The following is a 17,524-nucleotide window of genomic DNA, read 5'->3' on the forward strand; positions in this document are numbered from 1 at the left end:
ACCGACTCCTTATTGAACGGCTTTGCGCGGCAGCGACGGATCGGCCGGCAAGGTAAAAGAACGCAGATCAATCGTCGGCGCGCTGTCGGCGCCCAGGCGATGATCCAGAATCAGCAATTTGGCGTGGGCCAGGCCCTGGCTGATTTGGCCGAGGTACTGCTCCAGCACGAAGGCTTTGCCAGCGGTGGCGTAGGCCTTTTGTTCGGCGGCGAAACGCAGGTCGGCCGCTTGGGCGCCGGCATTCACTTCGCGTGCCGTGGCCGTGGCCTGGTCGCGGGCGGTGCTGGCTTGCAGCAACGCCAGGTTGGTCTGCTCGCTGGCCGCGCCACGCTCGCGGGAGATCAGCGCCTGAGCACCAATTTGCGCAGCTTGCACGCCGTGGTAGGCATTGGCAGCGCCGGCCGGTGGGTGGATCGCTTCAACGACGGTGGCGAGGATTTCCACGCCGCTGTCGAGGCTGTGCAAGTCGGCTTGCACGGCGCGGCCGATCTCGTCGGCGAGGCTCGTGCGTTGCTCGCCGAGCAATTCGTCGAGGGTGCGCGAGGCAAAGTCGTGGACCAGGATGCGACTGGCGGTGCTGCGGATCAGGGTCGGCACATCCGCGCTGTTATAGGTGGCGGCGAGCGCGGCGTGGTCGGTGAGGCCGATGCGGTAGACGAAACGCACGTCCATGTTGACGATCTGGAAGCTCTGCTTGTCGCCGCTGCTGTTGGCAATGACCTGGGACTTGTCATTCACGTGGCTGGCGTCCCACAAGCGGTTGGCGATCAACGGCGCGGGGCCTTCGGCGGCGGCCAACTCCGGTGCGGCGGCTTCGCTGACGCTGGTGGCCAGTTCATGCACCACGCCGTTTTCCACGTTGATCACACGGCCCAGCGGCCAGGGCAAACCGGCATGCAGGCCGGGGCCGAACACCTCGACGGGTTTGCCGAAGCGTTCATAAATCCCACGCCCTTGCAGGGGCACTTCGTGCACACCGGTCAGCGCCCAGCCGACCGCCAACACCACCAGCAGCACCGGCAGGAACGCCCGGCGCATGTAGGTAAACGCCCAGATTTGACGCAGGTCGATACCGAAGCGGTTGTGCAATTCGTGCTGCAAGGCGAGCAAGGGTTGGGGCGGCCAGCGCAACAGCCCGGCGATAAAGCTTTGCGCCATCAGGCGCGGTTCGAGGCGTGGCTGGCGCGGGCTGAACAGTGACAGCACGGCTCTTAATAGAAACTCCACGGCGACCAGCGCTGGCAGCAGGCCGATCATCACCGCCAGGCGCAACGGCCAGACCGATTCGGCACCCGCAAACAACAGGCAAATCGCGCTGATCAACAGGCAGATAATCGCCACCCGGCTCAATTGCGCCAGTTGCGAAGCTTCCGGCCATTGGGCGGCGGTTTCCTGGGCGAGGCGGCGTTCGAACACCAGCAAGCCGAAGGCCAGCGCCAAGGCCAGCGCTGCACCGATGCTGGCGGATTGACCAACAGGCGCAGCGGGCAATGCCAGGTTCCAGAACTCGACAATGCTGATCAGCGCCAGCAGCGACCAACCGCCAAGCCACAACACCGGGGTGCCGATCTGCTTGCCGAAGCGCCCGGCCAGGCGTGCGTAACGGCCGGTTTCCTCTACGGGGGCTTCCTGCGGCGGTTCTTCCAGCGCCTGGGCGCGCCAATCGGCGACCCACCACGCCGATTGCAAACCAGCCACCAGCAACAGCAAGGCCGAGGCGCAGTTGATCAACACCACCGGCCAGATCGACAGCGGTGCGAACAGCGCGACAAACAGCGCCAGCACCCAGCCGCACACGGCCACAGCGGTCAGGCTGATACCGGCCTGGCGCAATCGACGGGCATGGAACAGCCCTTGCTGAAAACGCGGCAGGCCCTCTACCGAAGCGCCGTCAGCTTCTAGATCCACTTGCATCCCAACACGCCCATTTGCACACAATTAGTTACGATATAACACGGGGCGTGAAATTTTTGTCCGCTGAATGCAGCTTTCAAACCCGACCACCGATCCCTGTGGGAGCTGGCTTGTGTGGGAGCTGGCTTGCCTGCGATTGAATCACCGCGGTTTTGCTGGAAGACCGAGTTGTCAGCATCGCAGGCAAGCCAGCTCCCACAGGGTTACATCGCTGCATTCAAGAGCGTGACTAACCCCCCATAAACACGAGCCATCACTGGTGCCGCCCAGGATTAAGCGGCACACTCCGAACCAGTTTTTCGCGGGTCCACGGACAAGGAAGCGTCACCTCCCATGATTTCGATCTATCAGCTCAAGCCGCGTTTTCAAAACCTGCTGCGCCCCCTCGTGCAGCGTCTCTATGACAACGGCACCACCGCCAACCAGATCACCGTGCTGGCCGGCGTGATTTCCCTGCTGGTGGGCCTGTTGATCGCCAGCTTCGCCCACCACCTGTGGCTGTTTGCGCTGATCCCGCTGTGGATGATCCTGCGCATGGCCCTCAACGCCATCGACGGCATGCTCGCCCGGGAATTCGGCCAGCAGTCGCGCCTGGGCGCCTACCTCAATGAACTGTGCGACGTGATCGCCGACAGCGCGCTGATCCTGCCGTTTGCGCTGATCCCCGGCGTGAGCCTGGCGCCGGTGCTGCTGGTGGCGTTGCTGGCGGTGTTCAGTGAATACGCCGGCGTGCTCGGGCCGATGGTCGGCGCGTCACGCCGCTACGACGGACCGATGGGCAAGAGTGATCGCGCCTTTGTGCTCGGCGTGCTGGCTACCGGTGTGGCGCTGGGCTGGCTGGGCGCAGGCTGGGTGGATGGGGTGATGTGGCTGGTGGCCGCCCTGCTTGCCTACACGCTGGTCAACCGCGTGCGCCAAGGTCTCAAAGAACCGACTTCCCCTTCTGCATAAGGATTTTGCGATGCGTGAACAACAAGCACACACCTTCAGTACCCACGATGGCGTCGAGCTGTTCTACCGCCACTGGCCGGCCACCGCGAACGACGGGCCGCGCAAGGCCATCGTGTTGTTCCATCGCGGCCACGAGCATTCGGGGCGGATCGCGCATCTGGTGGATGAACTGGACCTGCCGCAGTTCGACTTCTTCGCCTGGGACGCCCGCGGCCACGGCCAATCCCCCGGCGAGCGCGGCGACAGCCCCAGTTTTGCCACCAGCGCCCGCGATGTGCAGACCTTTTGCGACCACATCGGCGCCACCTACGGCATCGAAGAAGAAAACTTCGCGGTCATCGCGCAAAGCGTCGGCGCGGTGATCGCGGCCACGTGGGTGCACGACTACGCGCCGAAGATCCGCGCGCTGGTGCTCGCCTCCCCGGCGTTCAAGGTCAAGCTCTACGTGCCCTTCGCCCGCCCGGGCCTGGCACTGATGCGCAAGTTTCGCGGCAACTTTTTCGTCAACAGCTACGTCAAGGCCAAGTTCCTCAGCCATGACCCGGAACGCGTGGCCTCCTACGACAGCGACCCGCTGATCACCAAGGCGATCTCGGTGAATGTGCTGCTCGGCCTGTACGAAGCCGCCGACCGGGTTGTAGCCGATGCCCAGGCGATCCAAGTGCCGACCCAATTGCTGGTCTCCGGCTCTGACTTCGTGGTGCATCGCAAACCCCAGCAGCAATTTTTCGACCGCCTCGGCAGCCTGAAAAAAGAGCTGCATATCCTCCCCGGCTTTTTCCACGACACCCTCGGCGAACGCGACCGTGCCACAGCCGTGAGCAGCGCCAAGCGCTTTATCCTGCAAAACTTCGCCCACCCGCTGGACCGCGCCTCGCTGCTGGACGCCGACAAGATCGGCGCCACCTGCGCCGAGTCCGAAGCCCTCGCCGCGCCGCTGCCGCGCAACTCCCTGCGCGACCTGTACTGGCGCCTGACCCGCGCCAGCATGGGCCTGGGCAAGAACCTGTCGGACGGCGTGAAGCTGGGCTTCGACACCGGCTTCGACTCCGGCAGCACCCTGGACTACGTGTACCGCAACACCCCCACCGGCAAGGGCGGGCTGGGGCGGATGATCGACACCAACTACCTCAACTCCATCGGCTGGCGCGGCATTCGCCAGCGCAAGCTGAACGTCGAGGAACTGCTGCGCCTGGCCATGGCCAAGCTGCGTGGGGATGATCGCGAAGTGCGCATCGTCGATATCGCCGCCGGCCACGGGCGCTACATCCTGGAAGCGTTGCAGGGCGTATCGCCACTGCCGGAATCGATCCTGCTGCGCGACTACAGCGACATCAACGTGCGCGACGGTGGTGCGCTGATCCGCGAAAAAGGCCTGGGGGATATCGCCCAATTCGTCAAAGGCGATGCATTTGACCGTGCCGACCTGGCGGCGCTGGAGCCCAAGCCGACGCTGGCCGTGGTGTCCGGGCTGTATGAGTTGTTTGCCGATAACGCCATGGTCGGCGGTTCGCTGGCCGGCCTTGCCGAAGCCGTGGAGCCCGGTGGTTACCTGGTCTACACCGGGCAGCCATGGCACCCACAGCTGGAACTGATCGCCCGCGCCCTGACCAGCCATCGCCAAGGCCAGGCCTGGGTGATGCGTCGGCGCAGCCAGGCGGAAATGGATCAACTGGTCGAGGCGGCGGGCTTTCGCAAGATCACCCAGCGTGTGGATGAGTGGGGCATCTTTACCGTGTCCCTGGCACAGAAGATCTGAGCATGCGCAAACCCGGTTTGTTGAAACCCGCCGTCCTCTGGCTGCTGCTGTTGGCGCCGCTGTTTTTCAGCACCTACGGCTTCGCCACCTGGGTCACCAGCCAGCGCAGTGACGTCGGCACGCTGGTGTTCGACTGGGAAACCCACATGCCCTTCTGGGCATGGACCATCGTGCCCTACTGGTCCATCGACTTGCTCTACGGGTTCTCCCTGCTGCTGCCCAACACCCGGCATGAATTGAAGCAGCACGCGTTGCGGCTGCTCTCGGCGCAGCTTATTGCCGTGAGCTGCTTCCTGATCTGGCCGCTGCGCTTCACCTTCGAGCGGCCAGAGCTGGACGGCGTGTTCGGCTGGCTGTTTGCCGTGCTGGCCGGCTTCGACAAACCCTTCAACCAGGCGCCATCGCTGCATATCGCCCTGCTGGTGATCCTGTGGGTCATGTACCAGCGCCATACCCAGGGTGTGTGGCGCTGGCTGGTGCATGGCTGGTTTGCGTTGATCGGTGTTTCGGTGCTGACCACTTATCAACATCACTTTATCGACTTACCCACAGGCGCACTCGCGGGGTGGATCTGTGTGTGGTTGTGGCCGGTGGAACATCCCAGCCCGCTGCTGAATGCGCGGCTGACGCGGGACCGCAAACGCTGGCGGCTGGGCGTGCGTTATGGCTTGGGGGCGTTGGTCTTGGCGGTCCTGGCGTTTGTCATGGGCGGCGGCTGGCTGTGGCTGCTTTGGCCGGCGGTTGCCCTGGCCTTGATCAAGGCGAACTATTTTGTGCTGGGCGCGGCGGGTTTCCAGAAGCGCGCCGATGGCCGACTGACGCCGGCCGCGCGCTGGCTGTATGCGCCGTATCTGGCGGCGGCGTGGATCAACTCGCGCCTGTGGACACACAAACATCCACAACCCGACCTGATTGTGGATAACGTCTGGCTCGGGCGTATTCCTACAGCGCGCGAGCAAGAGCCCTTCAAGGCCATCGTCGATCTCTGCGCCGAATTGCCGATTGATCCACAGGGCCGCGCTTATCAATGCATCCCCGTGCTGGACCTGATCGCACCGACGCCTGCGGAATGCCTGCACGCCGCACACGCCATCGAGCGCCTGCGCGCCAGCGGCCCGCTGCTGGTGTGCTGCGCGCTCGGCTATTCGCGCAGCGCCACCGCCGTGGCCGCGTGGCTGCTGCACAGCGGTCGCGCCGCGACGGTGGAAGAGGCGCTGACTATTATTCGTACAGCGCGGGCCGATGTGGTCCTGCACCCCGCTCACCGTGAAGCTTTGGAGGGTTTGCCCCATGCCCGCTGATATGGAACTCCAGGTCGTCGCCAGCCTGCTGCGCCGTGGCCGTTCGCTGGATCAGTTATCCACAGGCCTGACCCTGCTCGGCGTCCTGTTCGGCCTGGCCCAACTGCTGATGGCCAGTATTACGCCGATCTGCCTGCTGCTCAGCCTGTGGATGATTATCCTCGGCCTGCTGCAAAAATACTGGGCGCTGCGTGTGGCCTTCGACGCCGACCTGTTCGCCCTGCTCGCCCGCGACACCGAACGCACCGCCGACCTCGACCAGGCCCTGCAAACCCTTGGCCTGCAGTCGCCCAAGCGCGCCGGCCGGCCGTGGACCGAGCGCCGTCGCGGCGCCCTCAAACTGCTGCGCAAACAAGCCTGGCTGCTGGGCGCGCAAGCGCTGCTGACCCTCAGCGTGATCCTCGCCAGCCCTTGGCTGCCTTTCGCCGGATAAGGAATTCCCATGTTCGAACCCGTGGTCGCCACGCTGATTACCTCCATGGCCCGCACCGTCACCGGCGCCCGCAGCCTGTGGCTCGGCTGCGCGCCGGTGCCGGTGCAGCGCATCTACTTTGCCAACCACAGCAGCCACGGCGACTTCGTGTTGCTGTGGGCCTCGTTGCCGCAAAACCTGCGCAAGTTCACGCGCCCGGTGGCCGGCAGCGACTATTGGAGCAAGAGCGCCCTGCGCCGCTACATCATCAACCGCGTGTTCAATGGCGTGCTGATCGACCGCGAGCGCAAGGACCCTGTGGATAACCCCTTGCAGCCGATGCTGGCCGCGCTGGAAGGCGGCGATTCGCTGATCCTGTTTCCCGAAGGCACACGCAACCTGGAAGATGGCCTGCTGCCGTTCAAAAGCGGCCTCTACCACTTGGCAAAAAGTTACCCACAGGCCGAACTGGTGCCGGTGTGGATAGCCAACCTCAACCGGGTCATGCCCAAGGGCCGCGTGTTGCCGCTGCCGTTGTTGTGCACCACCAGCTTCGGCGCGCCGTTGCACCTGGAAGAAGGCGAAGACAAGAGCGCCTTCCTCGCCCGTACCCGCGACGCCCTGCTTGCCCTTGCCCCGGAGCATTCCTGATATGCACAGCCAGACCATAATGCTGTTCGGCGGCATCGGCGCGATCCTGGTGCTCGCCTCGCTGATCGGCCTGATCCTCAAACTGCGCACCCGTGGCACGCCCAACGCGGTGATCGACAACCTCAACGCGCGCATCAACGCCTGGTGGGTGATGGTGGTAGTGATCGGCATCGCCTTCTGGCTCGGCACGGGCGCGGTGATCCTGCTGTTCTACGCGGTGTCGTTCTACGCCCTGCGTGAATTCCTCACCCTCACCCCGACCCGCCGCAGCGACTACCCGGCGCTGGTGGCCGCGTTCTACCTGGCGCTGCCGTTGCAGTACCTGCTGATCTTCGCCGACTGGTACGGGCTGTTCTCGATCTTCATCCCGGTGTACGTATTCCTGCTGCTGCCGATCCTCGCGTCCTTGGGCGGCGACAGCACGCACTTCCTGGAACGTGCCTCGAAAGTGCAGTGGGGCCTGATGATCGCAGTGTTCTGCGTATCCTTCGTGCCCGCCCTGCTGACCCTCGACATCCCCGGCTACGAAGGCCGCAACCTGCTGCTGATTGCCTACCTGGTGATCGTGGTGCAGCTGTCGGACGTGCTCCAGTACGTCTGTGGGAAGTTGTTCGGCAAACACAAGATCGCACCCAACCTGTCGCCGTCCAAAACCGTGGAAGGCTTTGTCGGTGGGATCTTGCTGTCATCCCTGATCGGCGCGGCGCTGTGGTGGACCACGCCGTTCAACCCGTGGCAGTCGTTCCTGATCGCGCTGTTGATCAACCTGCTGGGGTTTGCCGGCGGCATCGTGATGTCGGCGATCAAGCGTGACCGGGGCGTAAAGGATTGGGGGCATATGATCGAAGGGCATGGCGGCATGCTGGATCGGTTGGATTCGGTGTGTTTTGCGGCGCCGATTTTCTTTCATCTGGTGCGCTTCTGGTGGACCTGAGTCCCATTTAAAATTAACAAACTGAATAAATCCGAAAGCCTGTAGGCTAACAAAAAGAAGTATCTTGTTAGCCTATAGGCTTATTTTTTGAATTATTTGTATACCTATAGGCTTATATTTATTGCAATACTGAAAGCCTATAGGCTTTCAAAAGGTAATTCGCCGTGGGCACTTCCAACCTCTATAAGCTGCGCCTCTCTCAAGTGGAACGCGCCATCGAACCTTTCAATACCGTCAAAGGCGCCTCAGTTCCGCCCGGCGGCTGGTTGCGATCGATCAGGGAGGCGCTTGGCCGCTCATTGCGTGCACAGGCCGAAATCGCCGGCGTAGCGCCGGTGACCGTGAATAAATCCGAGCGCTCCGAAGTCGAGGACCGAATTTCACTCGCGCAACTCAGAAAACTCGCCGCAGCGCTGGACTGCGAACTCGTCTACGGTCTCGTACCCAGGAAACCCTTGCGCGAAATGATCGAAGAGCGCGCCGATCTGCTGGCAAAGAGAGAAATTCTGGGCGTGGCGCACTCCATGAGCCTTGAGGATCAACGTCCCTCGGACGCCTTCATTGAGCGCCAAATTGAAGAACGCCGCAAAGAACTGCTCGATGGCTCATGGGCGCGCTTATGGCAGTAGGACTGGACCTCAAGCCAGGTCAGACGCCCCTGGACCCGGACGAAATCGCCGGTCTGAAACCCAGACACATCGCGACCCAAGGCGAGTTGGACGAATGGGAAGCGCAAAACATCCTCAAGGCAACCCTGTGGATTGGCCGCCAGAAGAAACTGGATGTGCTCAATGAGCACTTCTGCCGGGAGCTGCACACGAAGATGTTCAGCGATACCTGGAAGTGGGCCGGGACTTTCCGTAAGTCCGATAAGAACATCGGCTGCGATTGGACGAAGATCGCCGTCAATTTGCGTCAGCTACTCGACAACATGACCTACTGGCTGGAACACGATGTGTTCCCGCCAGAAGAAGTCGCCGTGCGCTTTCATCACCAATTGGTGTGGTTGCACGCCTTCCCAAATGGCAATGGCCGGCACGCCCGCCTGATGACCGACTGTCTGCTAAGGCAATCTGGCCTCGTGCAGTTTTCCTGGGGACGCGCCAGCCTGGTGACGGTGAGTGAAATACGCCAGCGCTATATCCAAGCGCTCCGCGCCGCAGATGCCAATGACTACGGGCCCTTATTGGCTTTTGTGCGCAGTTGATTTCCCCAACGCCAGCGCGCGACAACGCCTTGACGCATAAGTTCTACAGCGTCAAAAAATAATATTTGCGTATTAAATTCACATCTGTTTATTGTGGATATACACGCCGTTTACTGCATGTAGGAAGCGCAGGTTGTCGGCGCCAATTATTTTTCAAGGATGAAAACCATGGACCCCTTTCTTGGCGAAATCCGCCTGTTCCCCTGGGGCTGGGCGCCTGCTGGTTGGCTGCCCTGCGAAGGCCAGGTGCTGCCCTTGAACGCCTATGTTGCGTTGGCCTCTCTGCTGGGTAATCGCTACGGCGGCAATGGCAGTACCACCTTTGGTATACCGGACCTGCGTGGCCGCGCGGCGCTGGGTCAGAACTGGGTGCCTTCTGTCGCACCGGACCCGGTCATCGGTGTCCACGCCCTGGGTTCTGCCGGCGGTACAGAGACGGTAACGCTCGGGCTCAATGCCCTCGCCCCCCATACCCACGGTACCCACGTTTCCGCCAGCGCGGCGAACATCGCCACCCCCGCAGGCGGCATCCCGGCCGTCAGTTCGAACTCCAAGGGCGACGTGTCAAAGCCGGTTTACGTGACGGCCTCGACTACCGCTCAGGTGACGCTGAACAGTGCGACGGTGGTGGCTACACCCGGCGCGCCGGTGGCGAATATGCAGCCCTCGATTGTCGGCTGTTTCTGCATCGCCACGACTGGCATCTACCCGCCACGCCAGTAGCCGTCCCCCTACAGACTCGCAAGTAAGGAAACTGACATGTCTGAAGCTTACCTCGGAGAAATCCGCATGTTTGCCGGCAACTACGCGCCGGAAAACTGGGCGATTTGCGATGGCACGCTGCTGCCCGTCAATGCCTATCAGGGCTTGTATTCGATACTGGGAACCGTCTACGGCGGCAACGGTGTGACAACCTTCGCCCTGCCGGACTACCGCGGGCGCCTGCCCATCGGCCAAGGCAACGGCCCCGGCCTGACGCCGCGGGTGCTGGCCGCGACCACGGGGGCCGAAACAGTCGCCCTGGTGGCGGCCAACACACCGGCCCACAGCCACGGTTTTGTGGTCAACAACACTCCTGCCACCTCGGCGACGCCCGTGGCCACGCCACCGGCGCCGGCCAACAGCCTGACGTTCGGCCAATTCGAGCCTGTCACCATCGTCAAGGGCCTGTACAGCGCAGGGTCCGGCTCATTCGCGGCAGTCACGTTGGATCCGGGCTTTCTCGACCCCGTGCCAGGCCCTGCCGTGGGCACCCCCCACAGCAACCTGATGGGGTCCTTGACCATCAACTACATCATCTGCCTGACGGGTATCTACCCGATGCGGCCGTAACCTTCTCTGCTCAGGAGCGACCGATCATGGATGCTTTCACCGGCGAAATCCGCCTGTTCCCGTTCAACTACGCACCTCAGGATTGGGCCTATTGCGACGGCTCGGCGTTGTCGATCCAGCAGTTCCCGGCGCTGTTCTCGATACTCGGCTACACCTACGGCGGTACGTCCGGGCAGACGTTCAAACTGCCCAACTTCAATGGGCGTGCGGCAATGGGCGCCAGCCCCCAGCGATCCATTGGCATCCCCGTGGGGGCCGATCAGGTCACGCTGACACCCGCCAACCTGACCGGCCATACCCACGCGGTACAGGTGAAGGATGGCACTGAAGCCTCGGCGGCCCTGGATGTGCCCAACAGCACCGCTTATCTGGCCCAGCCCCGCAACGTACGCGTCTACAACAACACCGCGCCGCTAGCCGGCGGCCCGACCCTGCCCACCGGAACACTGACGCCCGCCGGGCAGCTCTCCCCCGGCACCAGTCCACAACGCAGCACCCTGCAGCCGTTCCTGACCTTGAGCTACTGCATCTGCCTCAATGGCGAGTACCCCGTGAAGCCATCATGATGCAGACCGCCGACCTCCTGGGCAGCCCCACGGAGCTGCGCACGCAGACGAGTGACGACCGGGTCTTCCTCCAGGACCTGTTCGTCGCCCGGCGCTGGGCCGAAGTCAGCCAGGTTCCGGGCTGGGACGACATCCAGCGTCGCGCATTCCTGCACGCCCAGGCGCAGTTGCAGCACCAGCACTATGAAAAACACTACGCGACGGCGGACTTCCTGATCATCGAGCAAGCCGGCACCCCGATCGGGCGGCTGTGCGTGCAGCACACGCCCGAGGCGCTGCGTGTGGTGGACATCGCCCTGCTCCCGGACTGGCGCGGCCGGGGCATCGGCACGCAGTTGTTGCAAGCCTTGCTGGCCAAGGCCGATGCCGCCGACCAGCCCTGCGACCTGAGCGTCGAGCAAGGCAATCCGGCCCGTCGCCTGTACCACCGGCTTGGCTTTCAAGCCTGCGGTGAAACCGGCATTCACACCCAGATGCGCCGGCCCGCGCGTCCGTCCCAGGAGTAGCCCGGCAGCACCGACACTGACGCTTGAATGTTTACTGACTGTGATGGCAAACGATTTCTCACAGCACGCCGCACACCTGCGCGCCCCTGCCTGTGTCCATCGGCCATTTTCCGACACTTAAGCTGGACACGCACCCCAGACGGGGCGTACGGCAGGAAGCCTCAGAATGATAAAAATGCTCACCCACCGTGGTGCCCGGCTGGCACGCAGACTGACCGCAGTCTTCCTGTTGCTGATGACCCTGGCCGCCCAGGCGTTGGCGGCCCCGACGATCGTAAGCCCGACGCCCGGGAGCACCCTGCCGTCTGTGGCGGTGGGCCAGAACATGAGTATCACGATTACCTCGACCGGTGGCGCGCTTCCGTTGAACGACTGGGTCGAGTGCGACGCCAGCGACCCGGATTACGCGGGTGAAACCGGCTGCCTGCCCGATGGGCTGGTGCTCGACCAATCGTTCGGCAGCGCCAGCACGCTATTGCATGGTGCGCCGACCACAGCGGGCACTTACACCTTCCCCGTGTCCATCAATGACAACACCAATCAGGCGGGTGTCGCCTTTTACACCCTGGTGGTCACCGGCGGTGGAACACCTACCCTGACTTCGCTAACCCCGAACAGCGGCAGCACCGCTGGCGGAACCTCGGTGACCTTGACCGGCACCAACCTGACCGGCGCCACTGGCGTCAGCTTTGGCGGCGCATTGGCCTCGGGTTTTACCGTCAACAGCGCCACCTCGATAACGGCCACCACGCCGGCCCACGCTGCGGGCGCAGTGAATGTGGTTGTGACCACGCCCGGCGGTACGGCGACCCTGACCAATGGCTACACCTACGCCACGCCCACCGTCAGCGTCGGCCCGACCACACTGCCCAGCGGCGCGCAGAACACCGCGTATAGCACCCAGACAATCACCGCAAGCGGCGCTGCCGCACCTTATACTTTCGCCATCACCAGCGGCGCCCTGCCCGCTGGCTTGAGCCTGAGCAGCGGCGGCACCCTCAGTGGCACCCCTACTGCCAGCGGCAATTACAACATCACCGTGACCGCCACCGACGCCAACGGCGTGACAGGATCACGTGCCTACAGCTTCACCATCAGCGCCGCGCCGACCATCAGCGTCAACCCGACGACCCTGCCCAACCCGACAGCCAACGTCGCCTACACGACCAGCCTCAGTGCGACCGGCGGCACTGCGCCCTACAGCTACACCTTTACTTCCGGCACTCTGCCCGCAGGCTTGAGCCTGAGCAGCGGCGGCACCCTCAGTGGCACCCCGACCCAGGCTGGCACCTACAACTTCACCGTGACCGCCACCGACGTCAACAGCGCATCCGGTTCACGCACCTACAGCGTGACCGTCAGCGCCGGCGCACCTAACGCCGGGGCGGTCAGTGTCACGGTTGCCGCCAATAGCAGCGCCAACCCGATCACCCTCAACCTCAGTGGCGGCGCGGCCACCAGCGTCGCCGTATCCAGCGCGGCCAGCCATGGCACCGCCACGGCCAGCGGTACCAGCATCACCTACACCCCGACGGCGGGCTACTCCGGTGCAGACAGCTTTACCTACACCGCCACCAATGGCAGCGGCACGTCCAGCCCGGCCACCGTATCGCTCACGGTGAATGCACCGACCCTCAGCATTACCCCGTCTGTCCTGACTGCCCCAGCGGCAAACGTCGCCTACAGTGTCGCCCTCGGTGCCAGCGGCGGTACTGCGCCCTACAGCTACGCCATCACGTCCGGCGCATTGCCCACAGGCCTGTCCGTGAATACGTCGACGGGTCTCCTCAGTGGTACGCCGAGCGTACCCGGGGCCTACAACTTCACCGTCACCGTCACCGACACCTACGGGGCAACCGCAGGGCGCGCCTACAGCGGAACAGTCAGCGCCGGCCCACCCATCGCCGCGCCGCTGAATATCACGGTCGCGGCCAACAGCAGTGCCAACGCCGTCGCCCTCATCATCAACGGCGGCACCGCCACCAGTGTCGCGGTGACCAGCGCCGCCAGCCATGGTACCGCTACTGCTAGCGGCACCAGCATCACCTATAGCCCGACGCCGGGTTACCACGGCACAGACAGCTTCACCTACACCGCCACCAACGGCAGCGGCACGTCCAGCCCGGCCACGGTGACCGTTACCGTGGCGGCACCCACCATCAGCATCAGCCCGCTCTCTTTGCCCAACGCTACGATAGACACCGCCTATAGCCAGACCATCAGCTCCAGTGGCAGCCTCGCGCCTTATAGCTATGCCATCTCCAGCGGCAGCCTGCCCGCAGGCTTGAGCCTGAGTCCTGCCGGCGCCCTCAGCGGCACCCCCACCGTCAGCGGCAATTTCAACTTCACGGTGACGGCTTCCGATGCGGGCACTCCCGTCTCCACAGGGGCACGGGCCTACAGCTTCACGGTCAACGCGGTCCCCCCGGTTGCCGGAGCGGTCAGTGCCACGGTTGCGGCCAACAGCAGCGCCAACCCGATCACCCTCAACCTCAGCGGCGGCGCGGCCACCAGTGTCGCCGTCGCCAGCGCGCCCAGCCATGGCACCGCCACGGCCAGCGGCACGGCGATCACCTACACCCCGACGGCGGGGTATTCTGGCGCGGACAGCTTTACCTACACCGCCACCAACAGCAGCGGCACGTCCAGCCCGGCGACCGTGACCGTCACGATCGGCGCACCGACCATCGGCATCAGCCCGACGGTCTTGAGTGCAACCACCGCAAGCGTGCCCTTCACCACCAGCCTCAGTGCGAGCGGCGGCAACGCGCCCTACACCTACAGCATCACCAGCGGCAGCGTGCCGAGCGGCCTGGCCCTGAACCCAGCGACCGGCAGCCTCAGCGGAATCCCAAGCGCAGCCGGCCCGTACACCTTCACCGTGACCGCCACCGATGCCAACAGCGCGACCGGATCACGCAGCTACTCCGGGACAGTCCAAGTGGCGCAGCCTGTCGCCGGGGCGCTCAGTGCAACGGTCGCCGCCAACAGCAGCGCCAACCCGATCACCCTCAACCTCAGCGGCGGCGCGGCCACCAGCGTCGCGGTCGCCAGCGCGCCGAGCCATGGCACCGCCACGGCCAGCGGCACAGGCATCACCTATACCCCTGCGGCGGGGTATTCCGGTGTGGACAGCTTCACCTACACCGCCACCAACAGCAGCGGCACGTCCAGCCCGGCGCCCGTGGCCATTACGATCAGCGCACCGTCCATCGGCATCAGCCCGACGGTCCTGAGCCCTACCACCGCAAGCGTCGCCTTCAGCTCCACCCTGAGTGCGAGCAACGGCACCGCGCCCTATGTCTACAGCATCACCGCCGGCAGCGTGCCGACTGGCATGACCCTGAACAGCGCGACCGGCACCCTCAGCGGCACGCCCACGGCTGCCGGCCCGTACACCTTCACCGTGACCGTCACCGACGCCAACGGCGCCAGCGGTTCGCGCGCCTACTCCGGGGCCGTCAACATCGCCGCGCCCATCGCCGGGGCGCTCAGCGCCAGCGTCGCCGCCAACAGCAGCGCCAACCCGATTACCCTCAACCTCAGCGGCGGCGCGGCCACCAGCGTCGCGGTCGCCAGCGCGCCCAGCCATGGCACCGCCACGGCCAGCGGTACGGCCATCACCTATACCCCTGCGGCGGGGTATTCCGGTGCGGACAGCTTCACCTACACCGCCACCAACAGCAGCGGCACGTCCAGCCCGGCGCCCGTGGCCATCACGGTCAGCGCACCCACCCTTGGCATCACGCCGGCGGGGTTGGGGACTGCCACGGCAAACGTCGCCTTCACCACCACCGTCAGTGCCAGCGGCGGCACCGCGCCCTACAGCTACAGCATCAGTAGCGGCGCAGCGCCGCCGGGCGTCACGCTGAACCCGTCCACCGGCACCCTCAGCGGCACGCCCAAGGCTGCCGGCCCTTACAGCTTCACCGTGACCGTCACCGACGCCAACGGCGCCAGCGGCTCGCGCGCCTACTCGGGGGCCGTCAACGTCGCCGCGCCCATCGCCGCGGCGAGCAGTGCCACCGTCGCCGCCAACAGCGCTGCCAACGCGATCAGCCTCAACCTCAGCGGCGGCGCGGCCACCAGCGTCAACGTCGCCGGCGCGCCGAGCCATGGCACCGCCACGGCCAGCGGCACCGGCATCCGCTATACGCCGACGGCCGGGTATTCCGGCGCGGACAGCTTTACCTACACCGCCACCAACAGCAGTGGCACGTCCAGCCCGGCCACCATCACGCTGACCGTCACCGCGCCGACCTTGCAGCTAACCCAGGCGTCGCTGGGCGCCGGCATGGCGGGCACTCCCTACAGCGCCACCCTCAGCGCTGCGGGCGGCACCGCGCCGTACACCTACAGCGTCAGCAGCGGCAGCCTGCCGCCCGGCATGAACCTGAACGCCAGCAGCGGTGTGCTCAGCGGTACGCCCACCAACACCCAGGCGGTGAACGTGACCATCACGGTGACCGACGCCAACGGCGCCACCGGTTTCCAGGCCTACACATTCAACGTCGCCGCCATGCCGATCAACGTCGCGCCGTCCAGCCAAGTCCTCGCCGCCGGGCAATCGGCGACCGTCGACCTGACCCAAGGCGCCAGCGGCGGCCCGTTCACCCAGGCCACCGTGGGCACCGTCACCCCAGCCTCGGCCGGCCGCGCGACCCGAGTCGGCGCCTTCTCCATGCGCTTCGTGCCGTCGGCAGCCTTTGCCGGCACGGCGATTGTCAGCTTCAGCCTGGAAAACGGCAGCGGCTCCATCGCGACGAGTTCGGTGAGCTTTATCATCGCGGCCCGCCCGGACCCGACCAAGGACGCCGACGTAATCGGCCTGCTCAACGCCCAGACCCGTGCTGCCGAACGTTTTGCCAGCACGCAGATGGACAACTTCAACCGTCGCCTGGAGCAACTGCACCAAGTGTCCTGCAACCGCAATTCGTTCAATGCCAGCGTGAAGAAGGACGGCAAGGACGTGCCCTTGCAGGAAGTCGCCAGCGCCGTGACCCAGCACCTGGGCGGCTCGGCCAACACCACCGATGAAGAGAAAAGAAAGACCGCCGCCGAGGTCGAAGAAGGCTGCAAGCAAGATGACATTGCCTACTGGACCGACGGCTTTATCAACAACGGTTCCACCCACGCCCGTGGCGCGCGCGACAACAGCTTCACCACCATGGGCCTGAGCGCCGGGGTGGATTACCGCCTGTCGCCGACCGCCATCGCCGGTATCGGCTTCGGTTACGGCAACGACCGCAGCGACATCGGCAACAACAAGACCCGCAGCGACGGCGACGCCCTCGGCATCGCCACGTACCTGAGCCTGAACCTGGCACCGAAAGTGTTCGTCGATGGCGTGCTGGGCTACAACCGCATCAGCTTTGATTCGCGGCGCTACATCACCGGCAGCAATGACGACTACGCACGCGGCTCGCGGGATGCCGACCAGTTGTTCGCCTCGCTGACCACCAGCTACGAATACCGCCAAGGCCCGCTGTCGCTCACGCCTTACGGCCGCTTGAACGCCAGTACGACACGCCTGGACGCCTTCCGTGAACGGGGCGGCGGCATCTATGGGTTGTCCTACGAGGAACAGCGCCAACAGAACGTCACCTCATTCCTCGGCCTGCGTACGGGTTATGACGTGGCGACCCGCCTCGGGGTGATGACACCCAAGGTCGGCCTGGCCTGGGGCCACAACTTCAGTGGCAGCAGCGATTACAAGATGCGCTACACCGACCAGGGCGAGGACGGCCTGCTCTATCGGCTCAAGCCCGACCCGCTGGACAGCGACTTTGCCAACCTTGACCTGGGCGTGGACTTCAACGTCGGGCGCGCCTGGCAGATGGGCTTCTCGTACAAAACCGCGCTGGGCAGCGACGAGCGCAACGATTCGTTCCGTATCGGCATCAACGGCAAGTTCTGATGCAACCGGCGGCGCCCGCCCTGGCGCCGTCCTTTTCCCGACCTGCGCCTTGGTGTGCGGCGTATCGGCGTCAT

The 17,524-nt window shown here is 64.6% G+C and carries 14 protein-coding genes; 13 read left to right on the forward strand and 1 reads right to left on the reverse strand.

What is annotated here, in order from left to right; genetic code table 11:
• Window positions 1-9: 9 nt before the first annotated feature.
• On the reverse strand, window positions 10-1,914 hold the full coding sequence (gene hflK / locus B348_RS0118740) for a protease modulator HflK (RefSeq protein ID WP_017737608.1): 1,905 nt from the start codon (window positions 1,912-1,914) through the stop codon (window positions 10-12).
• A gap of 333 nt (window positions 1,915-2,247) precedes the next feature.
• Here hflK and B348_RS0118745 point away from each other — a divergent pair, with 333 nt between their 5' ends.
• The 13 genes from B348_RS0118745 (at window position 2,248) to B348_RS1000000130515 (ending at window position 17,450) form a co-directional block, all read left to right on the forward strand.
• Complete coding sequence (locus B348_RS0118745) at window positions 2,248-2,865, forward strand: CDP-alcohol phosphatidyltransferase family protein (protein WP_017737609.1); 618 nt, start codon at window positions 2,248-2,250, stop codon at window positions 2,863-2,865.
• Window positions 2,866-2,875: 10 nt separating this feature from the next.
• Window positions 2,876-4,624: a bifunctional alpha/beta hydrolase/class I SAM-dependent methyltransferase gene (locus B348_RS0118750; RefSeq protein ID WP_017737610.1), complete on the forward strand. Its 1,749-nt coding sequence runs from the start codon at window positions 2,876-2,878 to the stop codon at window positions 4,622-4,624.
• Between the two features lie 2 nt (window positions 4,625-4,626).
• The gene (locus tag B348_RS0118755) at window positions 4,627-5,925 is read left to right on the forward strand and encodes a phosphatase PAP2/dual specificity phosphatase family protein (RefSeq protein ID WP_017737611.1); all 1,299 of its coding nucleotides are present in this window, start codon (window positions 4,627-4,629) and stop codon (window positions 5,923-5,925) included.
• Complete coding sequence (locus tag B348_RS0118760; protein ID WP_017737612.1) at window positions 5,915-6,358, forward strand: hypothetical protein; 444 nt, start codon at window positions 5,915-5,917, stop codon at window positions 6,356-6,358. The genes B348_RS0118755 and B348_RS0118760 overlap by 11 nt, the downstream gene beginning before the upstream one ends.
• A gap of 9 nt (window positions 6,359-6,367) precedes the next feature.
• The gene (locus B348_RS0118765) at window positions 6,368-6,988 is read left to right on the forward strand and encodes a 1-acyl-sn-glycerol-3-phosphate acyltransferase (RefSeq protein WP_017737613.1); all 621 of its coding nucleotides are present in this window, start codon (window positions 6,368-6,370) and stop codon (window positions 6,986-6,988) included.
• A gap of 1 nt (window position 6,989) precedes the next feature.
• Complete coding sequence (locus tag B348_RS0118770; protein WP_017737614.1) at window positions 6,990-7,922, forward strand: phosphatidate cytidylyltransferase; 933 nt, start codon at window positions 6,990-6,992, stop codon at window positions 7,920-7,922.
• A 164-nt stretch (window positions 7,923-8,086) separates the two neighbouring features.
• Window positions 8,087-8,551 (forward strand): mobile mystery protein A, encoded by a 465-nt coding sequence (locus tag B348_RS0118775; protein WP_017737615.1) that lies wholly within the window; start codon window positions 8,087-8,089, stop codon window positions 8,549-8,551.
• Window positions 8,530-9,129: a mobile mystery protein B gene (locus B348_RS0118780; RefSeq protein WP_017737616.1), complete on the forward strand. Its 600-nt coding sequence runs from the start codon at window positions 8,530-8,532 to the stop codon at window positions 9,127-9,129. The genes B348_RS0118775 and B348_RS0118780 overlap by 22 nt, the downstream gene beginning before the upstream one ends.
• A 168-nt stretch (window positions 9,130-9,297) precedes the next feature.
• The gene (locus B348_RS0118785) at window positions 9,298-9,852 is read left to right on the forward strand and encodes a phage tail protein (RefSeq protein ID WP_017737617.1); all 555 of its coding nucleotides are present in this window, start codon (window positions 9,298-9,300) and stop codon (window positions 9,850-9,852) included.
• A gap of 36 nt (window positions 9,853-9,888) precedes the next feature.
• Window positions 9,889-10,461 (forward strand): phage tail protein, encoded by a 573-nt coding sequence (locus B348_RS0118790; RefSeq protein ID WP_017737618.1) that lies wholly within the window; start codon window positions 9,889-9,891, stop codon window positions 10,459-10,461.
• A gap of 26 nt (window positions 10,462-10,487) precedes the next feature.
• Window positions 10,488-11,027 (forward strand): phage tail protein, encoded by a 540-nt coding sequence (locus B348_RS0118795; RefSeq protein ID WP_017737619.1) that lies wholly within the window; start codon window positions 10,488-10,490, stop codon window positions 11,025-11,027.
• On the forward strand, window positions 11,024-11,533 hold the full coding sequence (locus B348_RS0118800; RefSeq protein WP_017737620.1) for a GNAT family N-acetyltransferase: 510 nt from the start codon (window positions 11,024-11,026) through the stop codon (window positions 11,531-11,533). Before B348_RS0118795 ends, B348_RS0118800 begins: the two co-directional genes overlap by 4 nt.
• A gap of 166 nt (window positions 11,534-11,699) precedes the next feature.
• Entirely contained in the window at window positions 11,700-17,450 is a 5,751-nt protein-coding gene (locus tag B348_RS1000000130515) for a putative Ig domain-containing protein (RefSeq protein WP_081609260.1), read from the forward strand.
• Window positions 17,451-17,524 lie beyond the last annotated feature (74 nt).

The organism is Pseudomonas sp. CBZ-4 (assembly GCF_000346755.1).
Taxonomy (GTDB): domain Bacteria; phylum Pseudomonadota; class Gammaproteobacteria; order Pseudomonadales; family Pseudomonadaceae; genus Aquipseudomonas.